This is a genomic window from Microcoleus sp. K5-D4, from assembly GCF_036704575.1.
GTDB lineage: Bacteria > Cyanobacteriota > Cyanobacteriia > Cyanobacteriales > Microcoleaceae > Microcoleus.
The window spans coordinates 111,127-134,073 of record NZ_JAUBSD010000004.1; the positions used below are offsets into that span (position 1 = coordinate 111,127).

General features: G+C 46.0%; 17 protein-coding genes and 1 tRNA gene. 6 read left to right on the forward strand and 12 right to left on the reverse strand.

Features of this window, described 5'->3' with window-relative positions:
* Window positions 1-37 precede the first annotated feature (37 nt).
* The 3 genes from QUA77_RS02765 to QUA77_RS02775 all read right to left on the reverse strand — a co-directional run bounded on the left by QUA77_RS02765 (window position 38) and on the right by QUA77_RS02775 (window position 3,701).
* Entirely contained in the window at window positions 38-1,285 is a 1,248-nt protein-coding gene (locus QUA77_RS02765; protein ID WP_333449189.1) for a URC4/urg3 family protein, read from the reverse strand.
* The gene (locus QUA77_RS02770; RefSeq protein WP_333041185.1) at window positions 1,282-2,364 is read right to left on the reverse strand and encodes an adenylate/guanylate cyclase domain-containing protein; all 1,083 of its coding nucleotides are present in this window, start codon (window positions 2,362-2,364) and stop codon (window positions 1,282-1,284) included. Before QUA77_RS02770 ends, QUA77_RS02765 begins: the two co-directional genes overlap by 4 nt.
* 89 nt (window positions 2,365-2,453) lie before the next feature.
* Complete coding sequence (locus tag QUA77_RS02775) at window positions 2,454-3,701, reverse strand: GTP cyclohydrolase II (protein WP_333041186.1); 1,248 nt, start codon at window positions 3,699-3,701, stop codon at window positions 2,454-2,456.
* Between the two features lie 412 nt (window positions 3,702-4,113).
* Here QUA77_RS02775 and QUA77_RS02780 point away from each other — a divergent pair, with 412 nt between their 5' ends.
* Window positions 4,114-5,448, forward strand: a complete 1,335-nt coding sequence (locus QUA77_RS02780) for a cytosine deaminase (protein WP_333449190.1) — start codon at window positions 4,114-4,116, stop codon at window positions 5,446-5,448.
* 312 nt (window positions 5,449-5,760) lie between these two features.
* Window positions 5,761-6,435: a 7-cyano-7-deazaguanine synthase QueC gene (gene queC / locus QUA77_RS02785; protein ID WP_333041188.1), complete on the forward strand. Its 675-nt coding sequence runs from the start codon at window positions 5,761-5,763 to the stop codon at window positions 6,433-6,435.
* Window positions 6,436-6,575: 140 nt separating this feature from the next.
* Here queC and QUA77_RS02790 read toward each other — a convergent pair whose 3' ends face one another.
* Both QUA77_RS02790 and QUA77_RS02795 read right to left on the reverse strand, forming a co-directional pair.
* Window positions 6,576-8,006: a hemolysin family protein gene (locus QUA77_RS02790; protein WP_333449198.1), complete on the reverse strand. Its 1,431-nt coding sequence runs from the start codon at window positions 8,004-8,006 to the stop codon at window positions 6,576-6,578.
* A gap of 116 nt (window positions 8,007-8,122) precedes the next feature.
* Entirely contained in the window at window positions 8,123-8,812 is a 690-nt protein-coding gene (locus QUA77_RS02795; protein WP_333041190.1) for a hypothetical protein, read from the reverse strand.
* A gap of 184 nt (window positions 8,813-8,996) precedes the next feature.
* Here QUA77_RS02795 and QUA77_RS02800 point away from each other — a divergent pair.
* Window positions 8,997-9,069 (forward strand) — tRNA-Ile (locus tag QUA77_RS02800).
* A 281-nt stretch (window positions 9,070-9,350) separates the two neighbouring features.
* Here the strand turns inward: QUA77_RS02800 and pyrR are convergent.
* The 4 genes from pyrR to QUA77_RS02820 all read right to left on the reverse strand — a co-directional run bounded on the left by pyrR (window position 9,351) and on the right by QUA77_RS02820 (window position 12,221).
* Window positions 9,351-9,884 (reverse strand): bifunctional pyr operon transcriptional regulator/uracil phosphoribosyltransferase PyrR, encoded by a 534-nt coding sequence (pyrR, locus tag QUA77_RS02805; RefSeq protein WP_333041191.1) that lies wholly within the window; start codon window positions 9,882-9,884, stop codon window positions 9,351-9,353.
* Between the two features lie 266 nt (window positions 9,885-10,150).
* Window positions 10,151-11,230 carry an adenosylcobinamide-phosphate synthase CbiB gene (cbiB, locus tag QUA77_RS02810; RefSeq protein ID WP_333449199.1) on the reverse strand — a complete coding sequence of 360 codons (1,080 nt, stop codon included), beginning with the start codon at window positions 11,228-11,230 and terminating at the stop codon, window positions 10,151-10,153.
* Between the two features lie 108 nt (window positions 11,231-11,338).
* Window positions 11,339-11,740 carry a GFA family protein gene (locus QUA77_RS02815; RefSeq protein WP_333041192.1) on the reverse strand — a complete coding sequence of 134 codons (402 nt, stop codon included), beginning with the start codon at window positions 11,738-11,740 and terminating at the stop codon, window positions 11,339-11,341.
* Between the two features lie 37 nt (window positions 11,741-11,777).
* Window positions 11,778-12,221, reverse strand: coding sequence for an Rrf2 family transcriptional regulator (locus QUA77_RS02820; RefSeq protein ID WP_333041193.1), 444 nt, complete (start codon window positions 12,219-12,221; stop codon window positions 11,778-11,780).
* Window positions 12,222-12,486: 265 nt separating this feature from the next.
* Between QUA77_RS02820 and QUA77_RS02825 the strand changes: the two genes are divergently transcribed.
* Together QUA77_RS02825 and QUA77_RS02830 are read left to right on the forward strand one after the other, a co-directional pair.
* Window positions 12,487-12,879, forward strand: a complete 393-nt coding sequence (locus QUA77_RS02825; RefSeq protein WP_333041194.1) for an AbrB family transcriptional regulator — start codon at window positions 12,487-12,489, stop codon at window positions 12,877-12,879.
* A 656-nt stretch (window positions 12,880-13,535) separates the two neighbouring features.
* Entirely contained in the window at window positions 13,536-17,201 is a 3,666-nt protein-coding gene (locus QUA77_RS02830) for a PAS domain S-box protein (RefSeq protein WP_333449191.1), read from the forward strand.
* Between the two features lie 552 nt (window positions 17,202-17,753).
* On the opposite strand, the gene QUA77_RS02835 is transcribed toward QUA77_RS02830, so the two are convergent.
* Window positions 17,754-18,857 (reverse strand): site-2 protease family protein, encoded by a 1,104-nt coding sequence (locus QUA77_RS02835; protein ID WP_333449193.1) that lies wholly within the window; start codon window positions 18,855-18,857, stop codon window positions 17,754-17,756.
* Window positions 18,858-19,355: 498 nt separating this feature from the next.
* Here QUA77_RS02835 and QUA77_RS02840 point away from each other — a divergent pair, with 498 nt between their 5' ends.
* Window positions 19,356-20,432, forward strand: coding sequence for a DUF3616 domain-containing protein (locus tag QUA77_RS02840; protein WP_333449194.1), 1,077 nt, complete (start codon window positions 19,356-19,358; stop codon window positions 20,430-20,432).
* Between the two features lie 140 nt (window positions 20,433-20,572).
* Here QUA77_RS02840 and QUA77_RS02845 read toward each other — a convergent pair whose 3' ends face one another.
* Window positions 20,573-22,210 (reverse strand): AAA family ATPase, encoded by a 1,638-nt coding sequence (locus QUA77_RS02845; protein ID WP_333449195.1) that lies wholly within the window; start codon window positions 22,208-22,210, stop codon window positions 20,573-20,575.
* A 188-nt stretch (window positions 22,211-22,398) separates the two neighbouring features.
* On the reverse strand, window positions 22,399-22,683 hold the full coding sequence (locus QUA77_RS02850) for a DUF2470 domain-containing protein (protein WP_333136317.1): 285 nt from the start codon (window positions 22,681-22,683) through the stop codon (window positions 22,399-22,401).
* Between the last annotated feature and the right edge of the window lie 264 nt (window positions 22,684-22,947).

Sequence of the window (22,947 nt, forward strand, 5' to 3'; positions counted from 1 at the left end):
CCGTTATAGAATCCGTTGCCGAACTTCCTTCTTCCCCCTAAAACACAGTGCCGTCACTTTTAATCTGAATTGGCGGCCCTCCACCAGCCCTCAATTCGCCCGCAATTTTCCGCCCGGCCGCCCAAGTTCCTCCTTGCAAAATCTTCACCAGCGGCAAGTCTGTCGCACTCAAATGCAGCTTTTCTCGAATAGCTGTGGCAATTTTATCTAAAAGATTCACAGTCAGCGATCGCCATTCTACTATAACTTCAGAACCAGGCAAGTAACTCTGCTCAAAAATAGCCGAATCTTTTGCCTGCAGCAGCCCGATATCCAAACACAAACCGCCGTTGCGGTACTCCGGCAATCCCGTTAACTTATCCAATCCGGCGACTTCTAAACCAAGTTCTTGCAGCGGTTCCAACAGCGAATAAGTCAACCACTGCGACAGTTTGTGAAACGGCACGAATTCATCTACCAAATTTTCTCCTGTTAAAGCCGGATGCCGCCAAACATCGCCTAAATTAACGCCACCAATTGCATATCTTCCCGGCCAAATTTCCCCAAAACCTGTCAAAACAGCGCTCAACACTTCAGCAGCCTTCACAGTTTTGGCTCCAGAAACCCGACTGTCGAGCAAGTATTTTGCCAAATTGCCCGGACGCGGGTTGGCGCTACCAAATAATAATGGATGTTGGCAAATCGCCTTCCCCAAACGCTGCAATAATTCTAACCGGCCTGTTAAACCAACTAGCGGATTGTCTCGACTTACCTGAAATCCTGCAGCTAAGGTTTCGAGTTTTAATAGAGAAAGTCCGCGAGAATCCGCTTGCCAAGGAAAATCGGGATTGCTGGAAAAAACACCTTGACAAAACATCCGCAAGCTGGCTATTGCTAACCCTTCAGAACGGCGGTAAACCTGTCCGGTTTCAGGTTCGCAATACTGCCAATCGGCACCAGCACCGGCATCGATCAAAACGCTGACAATTGCTAAATCAAATTTGATCTTAGCTTTTTCAACCGGTGAAAATTCTGCTAAAGCTGCATCCAATTCGGCGAGTCGCGGCAGGTTGCCAGCTTCAAAATGTCGCCAGCGACTGTGAAAGGGAATGTTAAAATCGGGATACTGTTGGCCGGTTGTGGCAATTACATAATTTGCTGCGTTGTCGAGTTGGGATAAATCGACGCGGAAGTAGCGGAGTTTGTCTAGGCGGGCTAAATCAAAAAGCCGATCGCACTTTTGGCGAATAGCAGCCGGCGTTCTCAGATATTCTACAGTCTCAAGTTCAATATTGTGCAACTTCATACAACCAAACAGCGGTAAACATCGTTTTCTTGAAAAAAGTCAAACTGACTGTAATCTAAAAGATTATCTAAAATCGCATTTTTATCGATTTTTATCAGCTTATATTCCCACTTCGACCCGCTGACTTCGCGTTTTATTTGATCGGAAACTATCACCGAGTTTTTTTCTTTCCCCGGAGATACTATTTTACTTAAATCTTCCAGCCTGTCGGCTATGTGAATATCTTTTCCGTAAGTGCAAGACCTAAATATATATAGATTTCCCTTCGCAACTCCCACCGACAAGCCACAAGGTATTTGATTGGCGTCAATAAAAAGTTTCCAATTCTCGCACAGACTTTCCATTGCCGCTAAGGCTGAGTGAGCTTCCGGGAAAGTCAACAAATGCGAATCACCAACAATACTCCGAATTGTGCCGCCGTATTCTTCGCAAATTGTTTTTTCAAAAGTATCAAAGTTCGTGAGCAAATATTCCACATCTTTGATAGAATTAGATTCTTGATAAGCTATAAAACCCCTCAAATCAGCTTTAATTATGGCTTGATTCTTGATGATTCGCGTTTTGTAACTTTGGTCAACTTTGTATACTTTTTCAGGTTCGCTCATCCCTTTCAAAGAAAACTCGTTGACAAAAGACGTTTGCACTTCTGCTTTGTTGAGCGCGAGCCATGCTGCTTGGGACAAATATATTTCATCCGGCGGAGTTACTGATTCTATGCGCGCTGTTAAATTCACAGTATCGCCAAAGATATCTTTATCTTGATGCAAGACATCTCCTAATGTAATCGACACGCGAATAGCCAATCGTTCGTCGTTCGCCTTGCTAGATTGTTGCGCTCTCAATTCTTGCTGCATTTCTATGGCTGCTACTGCCGCTGCTGTGACGCTGGGGAAAATTATCCAAAATGAATCACCTTCCCCTTTAATTACGCTGCCTTCATTTCTGGCGCTAATATCTGAAACAAAATTTTTATGCTCGTTTAACAAACTACTCAAGTCCGACTGAGATAATTTTTTGACTCTGGCGGTATATCCGCAAATATCTGTTTTTACGATCACACTAGAACGCAAATTAGCCATAACCTACCCTGACTGATCAAAAACCAGCAATAAATTTTATTTAGCAAAGACGCGATTGTTCGCATCTCATCGGTCGCGTCTTTGCCATCTTAATCTCCTAAATCGCGTCCGATCGCTTCTGCAAGAATTGTAGCATCTGGCACCGGGTCTGGCGTGTAGTAGCCGGCGGCTTTTTTGGCGACAATTTCGACTTGTGCGTCTGCAGGAATCCAATCTTCAGGAATGGGAATGCGATCGATTACCTGAATGCCAGAATTGATAATCGCATTGTATTTCATATCGCTCATAGAAACTAAACTGTCAATTCGAGAGATCCCCAACCAGTGCAGCACGTCTGGCATTAGTTCTTGAAACCGCATATCTTGAACTCCCGCAACACATTCAGTGCGCGTAAAATAGGCATCAGCGCGATCGCCGCCTTCCTGCCGTTTTCTGGCATTGTACACCAAAAACTTAGTCACTTCCCCCAAAGCTCTCCCTTCCTTGCGGAAGTAAACTATTACCCCAGAACCGCCTGATTGTGCCGTTTGGATGCAAATTTCCATCCCGTGTACCAAATAAGGGCGACAAGTGCAGATATCGGAACTGAAGACATCTGAACCGTTGCATTCATCATGTACACGTACCGCCAACTGCTTATCCGGGTCAGAAATATTCGCGACATCGCCAATAATATAAACCGTAGTTCCGCCAATTGGCGGCAAGAAAACGTGTAAGTCTGGCCGCGTCACTAAATCCGAGAACATTCCGCCTGTTTGCTCGAACAGGACACGGCGGAGAACGCTTTCTTGAGCCCCAATCCGCCGAGCAATTCCCGGCAAATACCAAACCGGGTCGATCGCAATTTTAGTTACTGCTAAATTCCCACCTGCTTTGACTATTTTGCCATCAATTTGCACTCGCCCCTTAGCGATGGCATCTTGCAATTCCGGCATATTAATGTGAGCTTTAGTGACAGCAATTGTCGGTCGAATATCATATCCTTGCTGGAGAAATGAAGTATAAACTTCGCTGACTAAACCCCCAAAGGGATCGAGAGAAACAATCAAATTGCGATCGCCCCAACTCGGGTGCGGCCCGATGTGTGCGGCCGGAGAGGTGTTGGTAAAATCGGGGCGGTGATCTGCTTGCAATGCCCCGGAAGCCACTGCTAGCGCGCGATAAACAGAGTAGGAACCCGAATGAGTGCCGATCGCATTCCGGTGAGACGATTTGGTGAGGCTACCAATCACAGGCCCCCGTTTCAGCGGATCGATTTCTCCCCAGTAAATTGGATGAGGTTTTGTGCCAGATCTGTCGGGATGGGATGTTAAAACTATATGCTTGGGTTTTGACACAGTTGTTTTTGGCTCTTGCTATGGATGCTGCTGTTAGTTGAAAGTGAAACTGCAATTTGAAGCAGTAATTTATGATAGCAAAAGGATTCAGGCTCTGGAAGTATCCGGCATAGCAAAACTCGTGACGCTGATTTTCGCGCTGTCCTGAAAATATAAAAATTTTGCATAAGTGCTTCAGTGATGAGGGCGGGAGTACCAACAGCAAAGCTACCTATTTAATCGAAGTTTCTCTAACATTTATATTTTTTTGCTGCATGATATTTGTTTAACTAAACGCAGAGGGCGCAGAGGGCGGAGAGAATCTAGAAAAGAGAGAAAAAGGAAAAGAGAGATGTTCACAATTCCTGCAAGGGTTGTTATAGTTACAACTGGTAGCCAGTAATTATCAACAAAATACTAACTCACAAAATTAATGTTGCCAAGTACATCTAATTATTTGCTCAAAAATGGTCGCGTACCCGCGTCTCTTCTAGAGATGAAATCGATCGCGCCCTCAGCTTCTACTGTGGCGACAACGGGGAGTAAGAACAATTTTTGTTTGGTGGATTTGGAAATTGCAGCAGGGGCGATCGCCCAAATCATCCCCACAGGTACGGAACCTTTATTCCCAATTGCAGATATCCCAGTTGTAGATTTGCAAGGCGGCTTAGTTTGGCCTTGTTTTGTGGATATGCACACCCATTTAGACAAAGGCCACATTTGGGAACGATCGCCCAATCCCGATGGAACTTTTGCCAGCGCGATCGAAGCGGTATGCGCTGATGCCGAAAAAAACTGGAATGCAGAGGATGTTTACCGGCGGATGCAGTTCGGCCTCAAGTGCAGCTACGCCCACGGAACCAAAGCCATCCGCACTCACATCGACAGCGCGGGCAAACAGGGAACCGTTAGTTTAGAAGTATTTGAAGCGCTGCAAGCCGAATGGGGCGATCGGCTGATCTTGCAAGCAGTTTCCCTGGTTTCCCTCGACTATTACCTGACACCCGCCGGCGAAAAATTAGCCGATCGCATTGCCCAAATTGGCGGCATTCTTGGCGGCGTCGCCTACATGAATCCCGATTTAGACAAACAACTCGATCGAGTTTTTGCCTTAGCCAAAGAACGAAATTTAAACCTCGACTTCCACACCGACGAAAACGACGATCCTGATTCAGTAACATTGCGGGAAGTCGCAAAAACCGCCATCCGCCATGAATTTGGGGCTCAAATAATCTGCGGACACTGCTGTAGTTTAGCCGTACAACCGTCAGATTTAGTAACAGAAACTCTGGAATTAGTCAAGGAAGCAAATATTGGCATTGTCAGCTTGCCGATGTGCAACCTTTACCTGCAAGACCGAGAATCTCAGCATACACCGCGCTGGCGGGGAGTGACACTGTTGCACGAACTAAAAGCAGCCGGAATTCCCGTTGCAGTTGCTAGCGACAATTGTCGCGATCCGTTTTACGGCTTTGGCGACCATGATGTTTTAGAAGTTTTTAATATGGCAGTCCGCATCGCTCATTTAGATAGGCCTTATGGAGACTGGCCCTGTGCAGTTACAAAGACTCCAGCCGATTTAATGGGATTGCCGAATTTAGGACGAATTGCAGTGGGTTTACCTGCTGATTTGATTTTGTTTAAGGCGCGGAATTTCAGCGAATTGTTATCTAGAGCGCAAGGCGATCGCACAGTTTTGCGGCAGGGCATTAAAATTGATACAACTTTGCCCGATTACCGTGAACTCGATGATTTATTAGCAACTTAAATCTGACATCCTGCATCAATCTCAAGAACAGACAAGATGCCTGTTCCACAAAAGATGAATTTTCTTTCTACTCGTTACTAGGCTCTGCCTGGTAACGTATATCTGGAGGCTCTGCCTCTAATTTTCCTGGCCGTAATGCGAGGCAGAGCCTCTCAATCTCGGTTTCCAGGCAGAGCCTAGGAACCAGTTAATTTTTAGGTAAGCTGTGCAGTGCCTAAGCTACATTTAGATGTTCTACACAACTATTATTATTGTCAATTTGCGACTAATTTGATATAAATATAAAAGCTAATTTTATTGAGGATGTTTTAAGTGAAAGCAGTTATTTTATTGTCGGGAGGGCTGGATTCCTCAACAGTTTTGTATCAAGCCAAAGCCGACGGCTGCGAGTGTTACGCTATTTCCTTTGACTACAAGCAAAGGCATCGGCGGGAGTTGGAATCAGCAAGGGCGATCGCACTTGCTGCAGGCGTTAAGGCACATCAGATAGTAAACTTTGACTTAACACTGTGGGGCGGTTCGGCTTTGACTGATAATGAGATGGAATTGCCGATCGATCGCAATCTTGCAGAAATGTCCCAAAACATCCCAATTACCTACGTTCCTGCTAGAAATACGATCTTTCTCAGCTTTGCCCTCGCCTACGCAGAAACTCTAGAAGCCGATCGCATTTACATCGGTGTCAACGCTTTAGATTATTCTGGATATCCCGACTGCCGCCTCGATTACATCCAAGCCATGCAGGAAGTATTTCGGTTAGGAACAAAGCAGGGTCGAGAAGGAAATGCTATTAATATTATCACACCTTTGATCGAACTTAAAAAGACAGAAATTATTCAATTAGGCAACAAATTAGGAGTACCTTGGGAGCAAACTTGGTCTTGCTACGCAGGCGGGGAAAATGCCTGCGGTGTTTGCGATTCTTGTCGGTTGCGGCTGGCGGCTTTTGAGGAATTGGAATTAAAAGATCCGGTGCCTTATGCTTAAACAGTATTCCGACTCGGCGGTTGAAAGCGTTCCTCCATAAACTCTCGTCCCTCTCTAAGAGACTAAAGAATAAACGGGGTTGCTAACTCAGATTTGGTATAAAAAGTTGCGCTATTTCGATCGCCATTTTCATCAAAATCTTAATGAGACAATTTTGCCACACTACTCAACCCGCTATTCTTTCGCCCTTTCCCCACAATTTCCCCATCGGCTGCTGCAATTTCATCTAAAGCTCGCTCGCCCGCAGCCCCTTCCAACAAGTGAATTTGAAGTTGATCCAACCGCGGCCCGGACACAGAAACAACCGTAAGTTCCACATTGTCACCGCGCCAAACTTCCCCCACAGCCGGCATTCTTTGCAACTGATAGCTCAAAAAACCTCCGATTGTCTGATATTCGTCCGTTACTGGCAAATCCAAATTCAATATTTGATTCACATCATCTAAATTTAACTGCGCTTGCACTAAATAAGTGCGATCGTCCAATACTTGCAAAGCAATTTCTTTACTGTCGCGCGACTCGTAAGTGCGGCCGATAATTTCGGCTATCAAATCCCTCAGTGTCACTAACCCGGAAATGCCGCCAAATTCATCGACAACGATCGCAATTTCTTCCGACGAACTCTGCATCAAAGGCAGCAGTTCCCCCAGCAGCATCATCTCCGGCACAAACCTCACCGAATCCATCCAAGGTAAAATTGGCGTGTCGGGAGATAGCAAACCTTCAGCTAGGGGTTTTGCAAGTTGTTTGAAGCCAATAATCCCAATAATGTCGTCTAAAGAATCTCCCGTCACGGGATAGCGGGAATGGTGAGAAATAGCCATTTCGTCGAGCAAAGTTTGAAAGGTTGCTGTCTTGGGAAGTGCGACAATGCTAGGCCTCGGCACCATTACTTCTTCTACCCAAACTTCGCCAAATTCAAACACGTTGTTGAGCAATTCTCGTTTTTCTGCTTCCAAGCCGCTGGATTCGCTGGAAGTAGCTATAATTAATTGCAGTTCTTCGGGAGTAACCGGGCGATGCCTTAGATCGTATTCGATGCCCGCAAACCGCAAGAGCGATCGAGTGGATTGATTGAGAAACGACACAAAGGGATTGAACAAACGGGCAATCAATAAACTCGGAGGCCCTAAAGTTCTGGCTAGCTGTTCGGAATACAGCAACGCTACAGATTTGGGAAAGAGTTCGCCGAGTACGATTTGCAGGTAAGCTAGCAACAAAAAAGTTACTATTGGTATGCTAAAAGAATGGGCGATCGCCGACTTGATGTAAATTGGCAGCGGCAAATAGCCGATCGACATTCGGACTAGCACGGCGATCGTACTTTCCCCAATCCAGCCGAGAGCTAAACTAGAAAGAGTGATTCCCAACTGCATTGTCGAGAGCAATCGCTCAATACTTTGCTGCAAAGATTGCACAGTTAAAGCTGCAACGTCGCCAGCTTCCACTAACTGATTGATGCGCGATCGGCGTACCGTCACCATCGAAAACTCAGCCGCCACAAAAAAAGCATTAATCGCAATCAGCAACAGCACTGACAGCAACCGCGACAGCACCTCTGTCGAACTCATCGCGGGTAAATCAGATATCTCCTGCACTCTCGCCCCTAAAAGTGACACAATGCTCCCTAAAAAAACTTTCTCGATCAAACCTGAGAATCCGTCTGCAGGTTTGGTCTTCTTTTATTTTACTTCGCCACTGGAATGCCAGATATTTGCAACTGAAGTTTTTGACCTGGATAATCTGTCAGCGTCAGTGAAACTTCTTTAGCATTTTCCAGCAAAGCTGTGGGAATACTCACCGTACCGTAATACACCTGCCCGTTGGGGGGCAGTTCCGAGGGCAAATCCTCGGCAGTCGCGCTCAGGGCCCGGCCACGATCGTCAGTGACGTTCAAGAAACTGTAGAGAAACCTCACAGCTTGCGATCCTTCATTTTTCATGCTCACGTCTAGCAGCATGGAATTGTTGCGCTGACTGGCCGCGCTCACTTCCAGAGTTATTCCCCCGTCGCGACTGTTCAGAGGAAACTTGGCGCTAGCATTTTGTGCAGCGGGTTTTTTGGCTGCGGCTGGTTTAGAGCTTGCCTTCTCTGTTTTAGTATTTGCCCCGGCCGTTTTTTCTGGATCGCGACCTTCTACCCGTGCTTTGACGGTTGTGAGAATGTCTTTTTCTTTCAAAATGCTCACTTGGTCTTTGCTAGCCGTCTTTCCAGGCTTGCCGCTGCCAGCATTGTTGCTGGGACGAACATCGGGTTGAGTCGTTCCTTGCAAGGCTTCGCGACCTATAGTAAATCCCCAAACAGAACTCGTCACGCCTGCTCCAAACATGAGAGCGAGCAGAATTAGAGTCAGCACTACCGTCGAATTCACTGCCATTGCCTATAAGTTTATGCCGAGTCCTAGAAACTGCTTTGTCCGGTCGATCGGCTCCAGCACATTGGCTAACAGGCGATCGGGACTCAGCAGATCTAAGAATTTTGATTTTTGTTCTCTAGTTCTAGCACGGACTGAGAAATTATGTTATAATTCATTTTGAGTTAGATCAAAGAAATAGATTTAACGGCAGTTGGCCGAGCGGTTTAGGCAGCGAACTCATAATTCGCCCCAGGCAGGTTCAACTCCTGCACTGCCGATTTAAAATTAATCATGACGCTCCGCGCTCTGGCTAAAAACCAGGTTTCTTCCCAGATACCAGTCCTGGACGGATGGGGGCCAGAAACCCGGTTTATACGAAAAATTTGCGACCAGAAACGAAAAATATCCGAATAAACCTGGTTTGTGAGGTCGCAAGTGCGATCGCAAACTAGAAATTTGGTCGCGACTCGCTCGTGAGATCGATCGCGATCTCAATATCTCGCACTGCACATCGTACTGCACTCCAAAAATTATTATTCCGATGCCAAGGTCAAGGATATCAACCCTTAATTAACTCCACTCCGTCGCGCCCGTCGATCTCTTGAACGTAAACCTTAACTTGTTCTTCCTTTGCAGTCGGCAACTTTTTACCCGTAAAATCCGGCTGAATCGGTACTTCTCGGTGGCCACGATCGACTAATACCGCCAACCAAATTTTCTCCGGCCGCCCGTAATCGTTGACCGCATTCAAAGCCGCTCGACTCGTTCTGCCTTTATATATAACGTCATCTACCAACACCACGGTTTTGCCCGTCAAATCGAAAGGAATTTCTGTTTTAGCCGGTGTCCGCATCGCAACTCGATCCAAGTCATCTCGGTAAAAGGTAATATCCAAAGCGCCCACGGGTACTTTGACTTGTTCGAGAACTTCAATTTGATCGGCCAAAATTTGAGCTAAAGGCACTCCTCTACTATGAATGCCCAACAGCACTAACTCCGAGGGATTCCCTGATTTTTCGACAATCTGGGAAGCGACGCGGGTGAGAGTGCGCCTCACTTCATCAGGCGATAAAATTTGGATAATTTTAGTCATTGGTTGCTGCGAGCTAATTGTTGGCTGTTGGCATATCGAACAATTTGAGATTTGAGATTTGAGATTTGAGATTGACTTGACAGATGAATCTGGGGGTTTGAACAAAGGTCAAAACTTTTTTTGCTGCTGTAGGTGGCTGATCTGTGTCTTCTGCAGGACTTACCCCGAACGGATGAAAACCAGATGCTGCGATTGCTTAGCCGAAGGCGAACAATGACAGAAATACGTTATTTATGTCTCCTGGACTGTTCTAGTGAGGTCATAAGTTAGCGGCTCAAACCTAATAAGGTATAAAAAAGCAATGATAGTCCCAACCAAATCAGAAAGCAATACCGAGTTAATTGCAATGCTTGGCAAATTAGCGGCGCTGAGATCGGGTGAACCGGCTCGCCTAACAGCGGTTTGTGTTTGAGAACTCCGCGATAGGAATTAGTACCTCCTAGTTGTACTCCCAAGATGGCGGCGTAAACGCACTCGCTCCAACCGGAATTGGGACTGGCATCTTTAACAGCATCTCTCTGACAAATCTGCCAAATGTAAATCGGTTTGCCAGATATAACGGCTAAAGTAATCACTGTTAGCCGGCAAGGAATCCACGTCAGCACGTCTTCTAGTTTGGCGCTAAACCATCCTAAATCTGTGTATGGCGCTTCTTTGTAGCCGATCGTAGAATCTAATGTGCTGGCTGCTTTGTAAGCGATCGCCAAGGGGACTATAGCACTCGCCCACATCGAGTTAGGCTCGATCGGGGCAGCGGTAACACTTAATAATAGATGCGGCAGAGCGAACCCAAGTAAGGCATAAAATAGCGGTGCTGTCACGCCATCGACTGCATTCTCTGTTACAGTTTCTAACAATGCTCGCAGAATTTCTGGCTCGGATAAGTTTTCGGTATCCCGGCCGACGTAAAGGCTCAACCTTTCTCGCGCCTTGACTAAATCTCCAACATTTAAAGGTGCTAGCACATCCTCCGCAGCCGCCCTCAAACTGCGACCTGCAAAACAGCTTGCCAGCAAAATGGTCTGTATGGCAATACCTAAAAGAGGATGCACCCAACTAGCAGCTTGGACGATCGACCAACTGACAGTATAACTGCCTACAATCAGCCCGATCGCTAGTATTGTACCAGCACATCGTAGCAGCAGTTTGTGCCGGTCGCCAGCGGGACGGTCCTCTGCTTCAGGCATTTTGCCTACGGGATTATTCCATATATTAAAGACAAGTCGAGTATAGCGGTCGATCGCCCAACCCATCGCCTGCACGGGATGTGGCCAACCCCAAGGATCGCCGATCGAATAATCCAACACCGCAGCTAAAATCAAAACAGGAAATTCATCCGGCATCATTATATATTTTGTCAAACTTGATAGTCCGTCCGACCAGGAGCGATCGTCCGGGTAGCGCAGGTTTTAACTGCTGCTACCTTTGGGGACTTTAATTTTTTAGCAGAAATTTTAACTGCTGAGATTACTTTCGTCGCGCAGCAAGTGTACGTTCTCCTCCCAATTAACACCGTCAAAGGGTAGAATCTCAAAGTGTTTGATGGCATCGTCGTCAAGACAGCGGACGTTGACATCGAATTGATCGGGATGCGATCGGGGGCGATAGAACGAGTGAATGCCGCAAATTCCGCAGAAAGTATGTTGAGCAGTTCCTGTATTAAATGTATAGGTGGTCAAAACATCTTGGCCACTGAGCAAGGTAAAACGTTCCGGCGGCACAATGAGGTGCAAAAATCCCTTCTTTTTGCAGATAGAGCAGTTGCAATCTGATGCTTCGTGTTTGTCAACGGCGACACGGAAGCGGACAGCTCCGCAGTGACAGCCGCCAAAGTAAGTAACAAGTGTTGCGTCCATGTGTGATTGCTGGCGATCGAATGAATGAACTTACCATTTAAATGATAAAGCTAGTTTCTTCCCCAAGAGCCGCTTGCCAACTGCGGACATCATAGTATAAGTCTTCGAGGGAAATACTGTACAGCGCTTCGGCAAGTTTTTTGTGCAATCGGTTCCACAAACTGAATGTTACCCAGTCCTCTGCTTGCGTCGCGTCGGGGAAATGTCGAGGTAAAGGTTCAATAGTTTCACCTACAGCCTCTAAGATTTGTCCTAAAGAGATTTGAGCGGGCATGCGGGCTAATTGATATCCTCCTTGGGAACCCCGAACAGATTGGACTAAACCGGCTCGTCGCATTTCAATCAGCAATTTTTCTAGATACGGAGCAGGTAACTCCTGTCGCTTCGCTATCGATTTCACCGATGTCGGGCCATAGCGAGGTTGCAAACTTAGATCCAGTAATGCTTTGACACTGTAGTGTCCGCGTGTGGTTAACTTCATGGGATTTTAAGAGCGGGGCAAATATTTAGCTAGCTGATAGCTGATAGCTTATGCTACCGAGTTTAGAGATTGCTCGCACCGGCTGCAGCTACTCCTCAAGAAAGACTGCAGGTTATTAAAAATATTTAGATAATAGTGGTTAACAATTGAGCCGATCGGTGTAATATGGTTTTACGACCAGCTATAAAGCTAAAGTTTCTTGGTCAAACCAAAAACCAACCGAGAAAAAATCCGTACACCAGTTGAATATTTCAGGACTCAGTAAATGGCTAAAAAGAAAAATATCGAACCCCTTGAAGGCGAAGATCTGATCAAAAAGGTCAAAGACCTAGAGAACCTTACCAAGGAAGAAAAAGCTAGAGCCTGTGGCTACTACACCGTTACCAAGAACGGCGTAGAACGGGTCAACATGATGAAATTCCTGAATGCGCTGATTGATGCAGAAGGCATTCAGCTAGACGGGAAGCAAAACGGCAATGGACGCGGCGGACGCTCTGCCAGCTATCGGATTAGCGTTCAATCTAACGGCAACTTACTGATTGGAGCTGCCTACACCAAACAGATGGAACTCCAGCCAGGAGATGAATTTGAAATCTCTCTGGGACGCAAGCACATTCACCTGCGCCAAATTGATCGAGAAGAAGAAGAAGTAGCCTAGGCCTTTACGACTTGCTTTGACTTCTTGCTTGAACAGGTTGGTTTGACTTCAAGCATTGACTGCAAGCAGAGAATTGGCTCTGAAATCTTTCTGTGAGCCTCAAACAGTATGGCTTCTATAGATGGCAATGGCTGGACAAAAGCCACTGCCACTACTTTATATTTTCCGAGAATACCTATTCTAGCCCCTCGCTATATCCGTGTGGACAAGCGGGGGATTTTCCGCGTAGCTGTTAAAGAGAAGTTCTGCCGCCGATTGTGTACGGGATTTAACGGATGTAATGGATGTAATGGATGGATGTTCTGCCACCAATTGTGTACGGGATTTAACGGATGTAATTGATGAACCGAAGAGGTTTGAGGGAAGAATTAGGTTTGGTTGAGCTAGGAAACCCACCAAAGCAAGAAAATGGCAGAGGTATTCTCAGCTAACAGTGCGTCATACCAGTTGAAAAAAAGAAAGAATGCAACTGTAGCGAAGCTCGAAAGCACGAGCTTGATCATTCATTCCCAATTATTTAACCTAAAATTTAAAATCTAAAATTTTATGTGTCTGTGTGGGAGGTGTTTTGATGGCAAGGAAACACCTCGATCGCCCCTCAGTGAAATTACAGGCTGGAACAGTTAAAGTGTTAGGGAGCAATTAGTCATCAGCCTATGCCGTTGCCCCGATTCGCGAGTAAAACTTCTCAACACCAACCAAAAATCTCCCTGCGTCGCCTTCTAGTGGCCTCTTTTGTGCTGCAAATCGTCGCAGCAGTGGGGATTGTCGGGTATCTGTCCTTTCGCAACGGAGACAAAGCAGTCGAAGAGCTCGCCGAGAAATTGATCGCGGAGACGGGAAAGAGAGTTGAAGAAAAGCTGATTTCTTTTCTCGAACATACCCAGTGGGTAAATCAACTTAACGCTGAAGCGATCGAGCGCGGTGAATTAAACTTACAGTTAGAAAAGCCACAGCCTCGGGGAGAGAAGTTCCTCTGGCAGCAAATGCGATCTTTTAAAAGCATTCAATGGATATCCTTCGGCGCTGAAAAATCAGGAGAATATCTCGGCATTTGGCGCAACCCCACGCATAACAGCTTGCAAATTGTCGCGGCGAACAAGTCTAGCAACTTTCACAGCATTTACTACGCTACAGACGGCAACGGCACTCGCACCGCTAAATTAAAGGCAGAACCCAGAACCTACGATGCCCGTCTCCGCCCCTGGTACAAGGAAGCTGTCGCAGCTAATAAACCGATTTGGACGAGCATTTATCCGGGTTTTACTCCTGGGACGGTTTTTATTGCTGCCAGCCAACCGATTCGCGCTCGAAATGGTAAATTGCTGGGAGTTAGTGCAGTAGACTTTTCGCTCTCGGAGCTTCAGCAATATCTCCATCGCATCAAGCTTAGCAAAACGGGACAAATTTTCGCGATCGAACGATCGGGCTTGCTGGTTGCCAGTTCGAGTCAAGAATCACCCTTTAGAAAGATGTCTGGAAAGCCGCAACTGCAGCGGGTGAATGTTTTAGACAGCCAAAATCCTGTCATTCGCACTGCAGCTAAATATTTGTACGAAAACTTCGGGGGCTTTGGCGACATTCAGCAGCGGCAGCAACTGCAATTTAGCCGAGACGGGGAGGAATATTTTGTGGAAGTGCTGCCCTTTTCTGATGTTTACGGTTTGAACTGGCTGATTGCGATCGCAGTTCCCGAATCAGATTTCATGGGGCAAATTAACAAAAATACGCGCACTACAATTTTACTTTGTTGGGCGGCGCTGCTGCTATCGACAATTGCTGGAGTGCTGACAGCTAGGTGGGTAACGCTGCCGCTGCTGCGGCTCAACGAAGCAGCTAAAGATATTGCCGTCAGAGAGTTCGATCGCCCTGTTGCTGTCAGTAGGGTTGAGGAAGTCGGCGAATTAGCGCACTCTTTCAACGAGATGGCAGCTCAACTGAAACAGTCTTTTCAAGCTTTGGCAGAAAGTGAAGAAAAATTTGCCAAGCTGGTAGAAAATTTGCCTGTTGGAGTCTCGGCGATGACTCCGGGTGGTGCATTTATTTTCATCAATTCGGCGGGAGAGCAGATATTGGGCAGGGGAGAAATGCCCGATGCCACCGCAGCAGAGCTAGCAGAAGCTTATCAAATTTATATAGCAGGCACTAATCAACTATACCCGGTCGAGCAAATGCCGTTTGTGCGGGCGTTGAGTGGCTTGGAGGTGATTGCTGAAGATGTGGATATTCGCCGAGACGGGAAAAATATTCGTTTGGAAGTGCGAGCGCTGCCGGTGTTTGACGGTGGGGGGAATATCCTTTATGTTCTTACTGTTTTTAAAGATATTACAGCTCGCAAACAGGCAGAGCAAATATTAGCTGACTACAACCGTACCCTCGAAATTGAAGTAGTCGATCGCACGATCGAGCTAGCCTCGATCAATGCCCGCTTGCAGCTCGAAATTGAGGAGCGCAGGCAAGCTGAAAAAATTATCCGTCAAGAGCGCGACTTTAACTTAAAGATTATCGAAAATTCTCCGATTTTTTTTGTGGCGATCGACTCTGAGGGTAAAATCCTGCTGGCGAATAACAGTATGCTGGAAGCTGTGGGCTATACTGCCACAGAAGTTGCAGGCAAAGATTACTTAGCGACATTTGTACCCCCAAGCGATCGAGCCGGATTACATTCGATTTTTACGGGCGTAACAGCGCGGGAGCAAACGGTTAACGAACATCGCATTCTCACTTCGGACGATCGGACTTTGTTAGTCGAGTGGCACGGCACACCGGTGCTCGACGAAGGTGGCAGTCTGGATTTTTTGTTTGGATTTGGGATTGATATTGGCGAGCGCAAACAAGCACAATTAGCCTTGCAAAAAAGCGAAGCTCTGTTTCACAAATTAGCCAACACTGTTCCGGGAGAGCTTTACATCTTCGTGCAGCATCCCGACGGCTCAGTCAAGATGGAATATATCAGTCCTCTATGCCGAGAAATTCAAGAATTAGAGCCGGAGGAAATCCAGAACAACTCTGCTTTACTCTACGAACAAATACACCCGGACGATCGCTCCAGTTACTTCCAGGCAATTGTCAAAAGTGCCACTGATCTCGAACCATTTTCCCACGAGTGGCGGATTGTGACAGCATCGGGAAAACTCAAATGGCTGCAAGGTTATTCTCGACCAGAATTGCGCGAAAATGGAGATATTGTCTGGCACGGCATAATCATTGATACGAGCGATCGCAAACAAGCAGAACAAGAACTCCAACAAGCCAAAGAAGCCGCAGAAGCTGCCAACAAAACTAAAAGCCTTTTTCTCGCCAACATGAGCCACGAATTGCGAACCCCCCTCAACGCCATTCTCGGCTTCGCTCAATTAATGGAACCCAGCGCTAATTTAACTTTGTCGGAGAAAGAAAATATCAAAATTATTCGTCGCAGCGGAGAACACCTGCTTCAACTGATCAATCAAGTCTTAGACTTATCTAAAATAGAAGGTAGGCGGATGGCACTCAACGCCAAAATTTTTGACTTGTACCGCTTGCTGGGGGACGTGCAAAATATGTTTCAAATTACGGCAAAAAATAAAGGATTGCAAGTAATTATTGACTGCTCTTCCGATGTTCCCCAATACGTGCAAACTGATGAGGTTAAGTTGCGACAAGTGTTGATAAATCTATTAGATAATGCGGTTAAATTTACCCAGTATGGTTCAGTTTTAATCACCGTAGGCTCCAAGCAAGAAGGAATCATTAAGCCTGCCGAAAACGAATTTTTAAATAGTGGAGAACCTCAACGAACTCTTTTTATAGGTTTTGAAATAGCCGATACAGGAGTTGGTATTTTCCCGGAAAAATTAGAAAGCATATTTGAATTATTGGTGCAAACTTCATCAGAAAAGAAAGTTCAAACAGGTACGGGTTTAGGATTAAACATCAGCCGCGAGTTCATAAGATTAATGGGGGGCGACATTACTGTCGAGAGCGAAGTGGGACACGGGACAGTCTTCAAGTTTGACATTCAAGTTGTTACCGCAGCGGGTGCTGGTGAAGTCATCAATAAATATGTTGAAGTCAATGATTTATCGCAAAGTTCAAGAATGGTACAAGAAAAAATATCTGATAGTGCTGCAATATTTACGCTGGACTCCAAGCCGAAAGTTCCCCCAGAATGGACGAGCAATCTAAAACAGGCAGTCCGTGAGGCTGACTTCGACTTGATTGCCACAACAATTGAGGAAATCGGCAGCGATAATGATGTTTTTGCGGAAGTTATGATGAATCATCTATATAATTTTGATTATCAAAAAATACTAGATTTGATTGATGAAATTGAGCGTTAGGGGGCGCAATGTGCATCTTCTCCTATAAATTTGCTGAGTTATCGGGTGTGGGTACGCTCACCTTATATCAAATCTGTTAGCATCGGAATTATTCCTATCTCTCTTCTCGACATCTGCGTGAATCTCCGTCAATCTCTTGTCATCTGCGGTACGATAAATTCTCTTTTTTGACCGCAGATACAGGCAGATTAACACAGATTAACGCAGATGAATTAGATGGATTTCGGTTGTACAGTCCGTGGTTGACTGTTGACTGGATGTTACTATTCCGATGCTGCCGGAATTGATATTACCTATAAAGTTGCTGTAGAAAGCATCTCTGCATAGGTACTCCCAGAACAGTTATTTTAGAGACCGCCCCAATAGTCATGAGGTGGCAAAACATCCTCGCTCACAGGTCAATACACTTTGATAATTATTATGCTTGATTTGCTGCTAATAATTTAGTGTTTGACTTGACTTTTGTGAAGCTAGAGTTAACCCCCCCGATCGCCCTTTTGGTAAGGAGAAATCGAGGGGGTTTAACTATTATTTGTCAAGTATCTGAGAAGATCAAGCAGGGTTCGCTTCGGCTCGTCTTTGTAGCAGGCGGGCAATTTCAGCTTTTTCTACAAGTCCGACGAGGACACCGTTTTCGCGAATGACGGGGAGTTCTTGTACTTTTAGCTGTTCCAGAAGGGTGACGACTTCGAGGAGGGATAATTCTGGTTTGACGGTGGTGGAAAATTCGATCGGCTTCAGGAGTTCTTTGACTAAAACTTGGGGCCAAGTTCCGGTAGGAATGGTTTTGAGGTCATCAAGGTCGATCGCACCTACCAATTGTCCGGCATCATCTGTTGCCAGGAACCTGCGCCAGGTTTGAGTGCTACCGATCACGTAGTTGTTGGCAAATTCTCTGAGGGACAAGTCTTGGGAGACGATCGGACTTTCGGGGGTCACAGCATCTGCCGCTGTCAGGCCTGCCAGTTGATTTTGGACTGTGGCATATTGGGCAGATTGACCGGCATTTTGCAGTAAGAACCAACCGATTACTAGATTCCAAATATTGCCGAAGATGCCTGTAGCAATGGCAATCCAACCAATTATTTGACCGACGCGGCTAGCAAAAATTACACCTTTGTAAGGGTTGCCAGTAATTTTCCAGACGATCGCTTTGAGGATGTTGCCGCCGTCGAGGGGCAAACCGGGAATTAAGTTAAATAAGGCTAGAACTAAGTTGATGGAAGCTAAAAGTCCGACGATGGCGGCTGCGGGTCCTGTGAGACCAGCACCGATGCCGATCGCTGTTAACAAACCGGATAACAATAAGCTGACCAACGGGCCTGCAATGGCTACCCAAAATGCTTCGGCTGGGGTTTTAGATTCTCTTTCCAAATTAGCCAGTCCGCCAAACAGAAATAGCGAAATTGATTTCACGCCAATTCCCTGTTTAATGGCTACCCAACTGTGTCCTAATTCGTGGGCTAAGACCGAAGCAAATAACAGTAACGCTGTCAAGAATCCCAGCATCCAGGGCGCTACGGGGCCCAATGTGGGAAACAGGGCAGCTAATGCGCCGCCGTACTGCCAGGTTACTAAACCCAGAACTAAAAACCAAGATGCGTTGACAAAGAAGGGAATCCCAAACAGGTTGCCGACGCGAAATGTACCGTTCATAATGGCTACCTCTGATTTTACGAATGAGAGGTTTTTCTCTCTGTCTCCTTATCGTAACGAAAGGTAACGGCGATGTTAATGCTTCAATTAGGGTGTTATCCGTCTGTGAAGGTTCGGTTTGCGGAATAATTACCGCCGACTGCGGTTTGACCCGCTAGGGGTTAAAAATTCTTATCTCAAAACGGAAGTTCTTGCTATGAGGCTTGAGGAGGATATCTGTTTTAGTTTTCTGTCGGTTTTAACTCAAATCTTGCACCTCTGTCATGAACAGGCTTTCCGGGCTGTTCCACAAAAATTAAATTTTCTTGTGGGCCGTTGATCCTAGCCCGCCCATAAAAGCTTTATTGAGAATGGTGCAACATTTCAGTTTTAACTGAATGCAAGCTTTGAGACGGAGAAGGAATTCCCGGCGGACTACTACACCTGTGGCAAGATCTCAGTTTCAAGCAGGTTTAACTATAATGACTTACCCTAAGAATAGTTTTGATCCTAATAATTATGCCAGAATCCTTTTTGCTCGGCCGGCTAATGCTGCAATTAAACAGCGAAGTCGCTGATATTATTACAGACTTATCCGCTGTTGCTTTAACTCCTGATGGCCATTTGTGGCTGGGTTCCGATGAAACGACTTCGATCGAGCGTTTGTCGCCTGTCGCGCCTCATATTTTTGGAGAACATCAAAGATTTGCGATCGCAGATTTTATCGATCTACCTGGAGAATGCGAAATCGATATTGAAGGAATTGATTTCAGCAGCGATTATCTTTGGGTGGTGGGTTCTCACAGCACCAAACGCAAAAAAGCTAAAGGCAAAGACCCCCGCAAAGACATTGAAAGATTAGCACAAATCGTGACAGAGGTCAACCGCTATTTACTGGCGCGCATTCCTATGAAAGACGGGATTTTGTGCGAGTCAATTCCTGATTCAGACAATCCCGAAATTCAACTGACAGTGGGATGCCTGCAGCGGACAGAAACAGGCAATTTGCTGACAGACGCGCTCAAAGATGACACCCACCTCGGCTTGTATTTATCTGTGCCGATTCCGAGTAAAGAAAATGGCTTTGATATTGAAGGGTTGGCGGTGCGGGGCGATCGCATTTTTCTTGGTTTGCGGGGGCCGGTGCTGCGGGGTTGGGCGATAATTTTAGAAATAGAAGTTGAAGAGGCAGAAGCGGGAGTTTTAAGGCTTAAGGAAATTGGGAAAGGAGGGAAATTGTACAACAAACATTTTGTTGATTTGAATGGTTTGGGCGTGCGAGAATTGTGCTGGAACGGGGAAGATTTGATTGTTTTAGCGGGGCCGACGATGACTTTATCTGGGGCGATGAGGGTTTTTCGGTTAAAGGGGATTTTAGGGCGATCGGGCGACAGTATTAGTGGGCAAGATGGGGGAGATTTGGAGGTATTGTTTGACTTACCTTTTAAGGTTAATACGGACAATGCTGAGGGATTGAGTCTGTTTCCCTATTTGGGGGAGGAGAATTCGCTGTTAGTGGTTTACGATTCGCCGGATGCGGGGAGAATGGTTGAGCAAAATGCTATTTTTGCGGATATTTTGAAATTAGGTTCGTAGTAGTAGGGTGCGTCATAACGGGAGATATTTGGGCTAATTAATCAGCCATGAACTGACGCACCATGCGATTAGGAAAGTGCGTCAAATGTAATTTTTCCGAGAATTAATTAGACACTAACTGACGCAGCCTACAAGTGGGGTTAATTGTCGATCGCATCCCTTCGCCGCTGGCTGTAGCGTTTCAATTCATCAATTAAGTGAGTATCGTTAGATGCTGTTCTCGCGCCGGCTTCCGCCGCCCAGCGCTTCAAATCTTCAATTTGCGATCGCGCGATCGCAGCTAAAGGTACAGTATCCTCGATCGACCTCAAAATATCCTCCGTCATCAAATCCCGGCGCTGTCCGTTGACAAAGGTGCCAAAGGCTCGATACAATCCATCAATTACAACTTGCTCGATTTCTGCACCGCTAAAATTCTCAGCGCACTTCGCCAAAACCCCCAAATCAAACTCGCGCAATCTAGTTGGCCGCAAACGCTGCAAATGCACTTTAAAAATATCTTGCCGTTCCGATTCTGAGGGCAAATTCAAAAAGAAAATTTCATCAAACCTGCCTTTTCTCAGCAACTCTGCGGGCAAAATCCGCACGTTATTTGCAGTTGCGACAATAAACACCGGACTGGTTTTTTCCTGCATCCAAGTAATCAAACTGCCGAATACCCGGCGCGAAGTTCCCGAATCGCCGTCGCTACCGCTGATAATGTTGCCGAAGGCTTTATCTATTTCATCGATCCACAACACGCAAGGTGCGATCGCCTCTGCTAATTGTATCATTTGCCTGACGCGGCTTTCGCTTTCCCCGACCACGCCGCCAAACAATCTCCCAGTATCCAACCGCAACAGCGGCAAACGCCATTCTGAGGCTATTGTTTTCGCAGATAAAGATTTGCCTGTGCCTTGAATTCCTACTAACAAAACGCCTTTCGGATTGGGTATGCCGTAGCGACGCGCTTCGTCAGTAAAAGCATCTTGCCGCATCTTTACCCACTGTTTCAAATTTTCCAAGCCGCCCACACTTTTTAGGGATTCTCTGGAGTTGAAAAACTCCAAAATTCCCGTTTGGCGAATTGCTTGCTGTTTTTCCTCCAAAACTCCGTCAATATCTGACTCGTTAATTTGCTGTTTGGCGGCCAAAGCTTTAGCCAAAACCCGCCCGATTCTAGCGCGACTCAAACCCTGACAAGCTTTAACCAACTGTTCTCTTGCTAAACCGCTAACTTGCAACTGTTGCGGCTTTTCCACAACGTGGGAAATTAAACTGTCGATTTCTTGCACGTTGGGCAAAGGAAAATCAATTACTGTTACTTCTTCTTTCAATTCTTCGGGCAATTCCAGCGTGTGAGAAGTAAGAACTATAGTTTTTTTGCTGCGCTTCAATTCCCGCGTTAAATTCCGCAATTCTCGCACTACCGCCGCGCTTTTTTCGCTGTATGGATATTTCAAAACAGGGTGCAAATCCCGCAGAACAAATATGGTATATTCTTCAACAGCAGTTTTGCTGACGCGATCGAGCGCCGCCATTACCGAACCTTTCCCAGAACCGTTATCCTCCCAGCCACGCACAAGATCCCAGAACAACACCCGGCGCGCGGGAGTTACTTGCAGCGCTACTTGGTCAATTACAGCCTCGACCGGTTCCTCCTCCGCGCCGACAATGTACAGCAGCGAATAGCGGGCGCGAATCATCAAATCTATTCGCTTTACCAGGGCGTCGAAGTGGTTATTTTTACTGCCATTGACGACATCTAATGCTTTAGGGTTTGGGTAATTTTCTGTCATTTTATTTGATATTTTAGATGTTAATTCAACTTTATTAAATATTTTGTTGGCAGTGAGGAATTTAGTCCTTAAAATGATTTCCCCCAACTAACTGTTTTTAGTAAGGACTTTACTCCTTAACCACCATTTAACGGGACTAAATTCCGTAATGCAAACGTTAAAATTATAACAGAATAGTACGCAATTGACTACTTAGCAACTTTTCGAGCTTGTTTCACCATTTCAATCAGAGTGTGGTGAGCATCTTCGGCGTCTTTTAAAGTGCGATCGAAATTTACTCTAACAGGCACTGTTTCGTCATTTACTTTAGCGGTTAAATCCATGCCGTTGGCATCAATAGCGAGCATTTGAGCTTCCGTTGCCTGCGGTTGGTCGCCAAATGCTTGAGCATATAGCACGACAGCACTAGCGTGGTCTTCGTTCATGTGAGTGCAGATGCGATCGCTAATCTCAGTAGAAAACGGTTCTGACATGGGGAGATTCCTCAGATGCAATATCGATCGATTGTACTGCGATCTGTACAAAGATTTCAATAGCGAGGAATTGCCTCAAGAGTTATGAGGGATAAATAACTAAATTATATCCGCATTAATCGGCGTTCATATGCGGTTATAAAAATCAAACTCTTCAACTAAAATGATAAAATTTTACCTGCCTAATATTAGACCTCTTGCGAAAGTCTCAGGCGATGGCTAATTTGTCTTCAAAGAAAGTTCATAATTATAAATACCAGCTAT

Bases quoted from the DNA above. Each gene is read 5' to 3' on its own strand.
- QUA77_RS02765 (WP_333449189.1), bottom strand. From the start codon at position 1,285: ATGAAGTTGCACAATATTGAACTTGAGACTGTAGAATATCTGAGAACG.
- QUA77_RS02770 (WP_333041185.1), bottom strand. From the start codon at position 2,364: ATGGCTAATTTGCGTTCTAGTGTGATCGTAAAAACAGATATTTGCGGA.
- QUA77_RS02780 (WP_333449190.1), top strand. From the start codon at position 4,114: ATGTTGCCAAGTACATCTAATTATTTGCTCAAAAATGGTCGCGTACCC.
- QUA77_RS02790 (WP_333449198.1), bottom strand. From the start codon at position 8,006: ATGAGTTCGACAGAGGTGCTGTCGCGGTTGCTGTCAGTGCTGTTGCTG.
- QUA77_RS02795 (WP_333041190.1), bottom strand. From the start codon at position 8,812: ATGGCAGTGAATTCGACGGTAGTGCTGACTCTAATTCTGCTCGCTCTC.
- pyrR (WP_333041191.1), bottom strand. From the start codon at position 9,884: ATGACTAAAATTATCCAAATTTTATCGCCTGATGAAGTGAGGCGCACT.
- cbiB (WP_333449199.1), bottom strand. From the start codon at position 11,230: ATGATGCCGGATGAATTTCCTGTTTTGATTTTAGCTGCGGTGTTGGAT.
- QUA77_RS02815 (WP_333041192.1), bottom strand. From the start codon at position 11,740: ATGGACGCAACACTTGTTACTTACTTTGGCGGCTGTCACTGCGGAGCT.
- QUA77_RS02820 (WP_333041193.1), bottom strand. From the start codon at position 12,221: ATGAAGTTAACCACACGCGGACACTACAGTGTCAAAGCATTACTGGAT.
- QUA77_RS02825 (WP_333041194.1), top strand. From the start codon at position 12,487: ATGGCTAAAAAGAAAAATATCGAACCCCTTGAAGGCGAAGATCTGATC.
- QUA77_RS02830 (WP_333449191.1), top strand. From the start codon at position 13,536: ATGCCGTTGCCCCGATTCGCGAGTAAAACTTCTCAACACCAACCAAAA.
- QUA77_RS02835 (WP_333449193.1), bottom strand. From the start codon at position 18,857: ATGAACGGTACATTTCGCGTCGGCAACCTGTTTGGGATTCCCTTCTTT.
- QUA77_RS02840 (WP_333449194.1), top strand. From the start codon at position 19,356: ATGCCAGAATCCTTTTTGCTCGGCCGGCTAATGCTGCAATTAAACAGC.
- QUA77_RS02845 (WP_333449195.1), bottom strand. From the start codon at position 22,210: ATGACAGAAAATTACCCAAACCCTAAAGCATTAGATGTCGTCAATGGC.
- QUA77_RS02850 (WP_333136317.1), bottom strand. From the start codon at position 22,683: ATGTCAGAACCGTTTTCTACTGAGATTAGCGATCGCATCTGCACTCAC.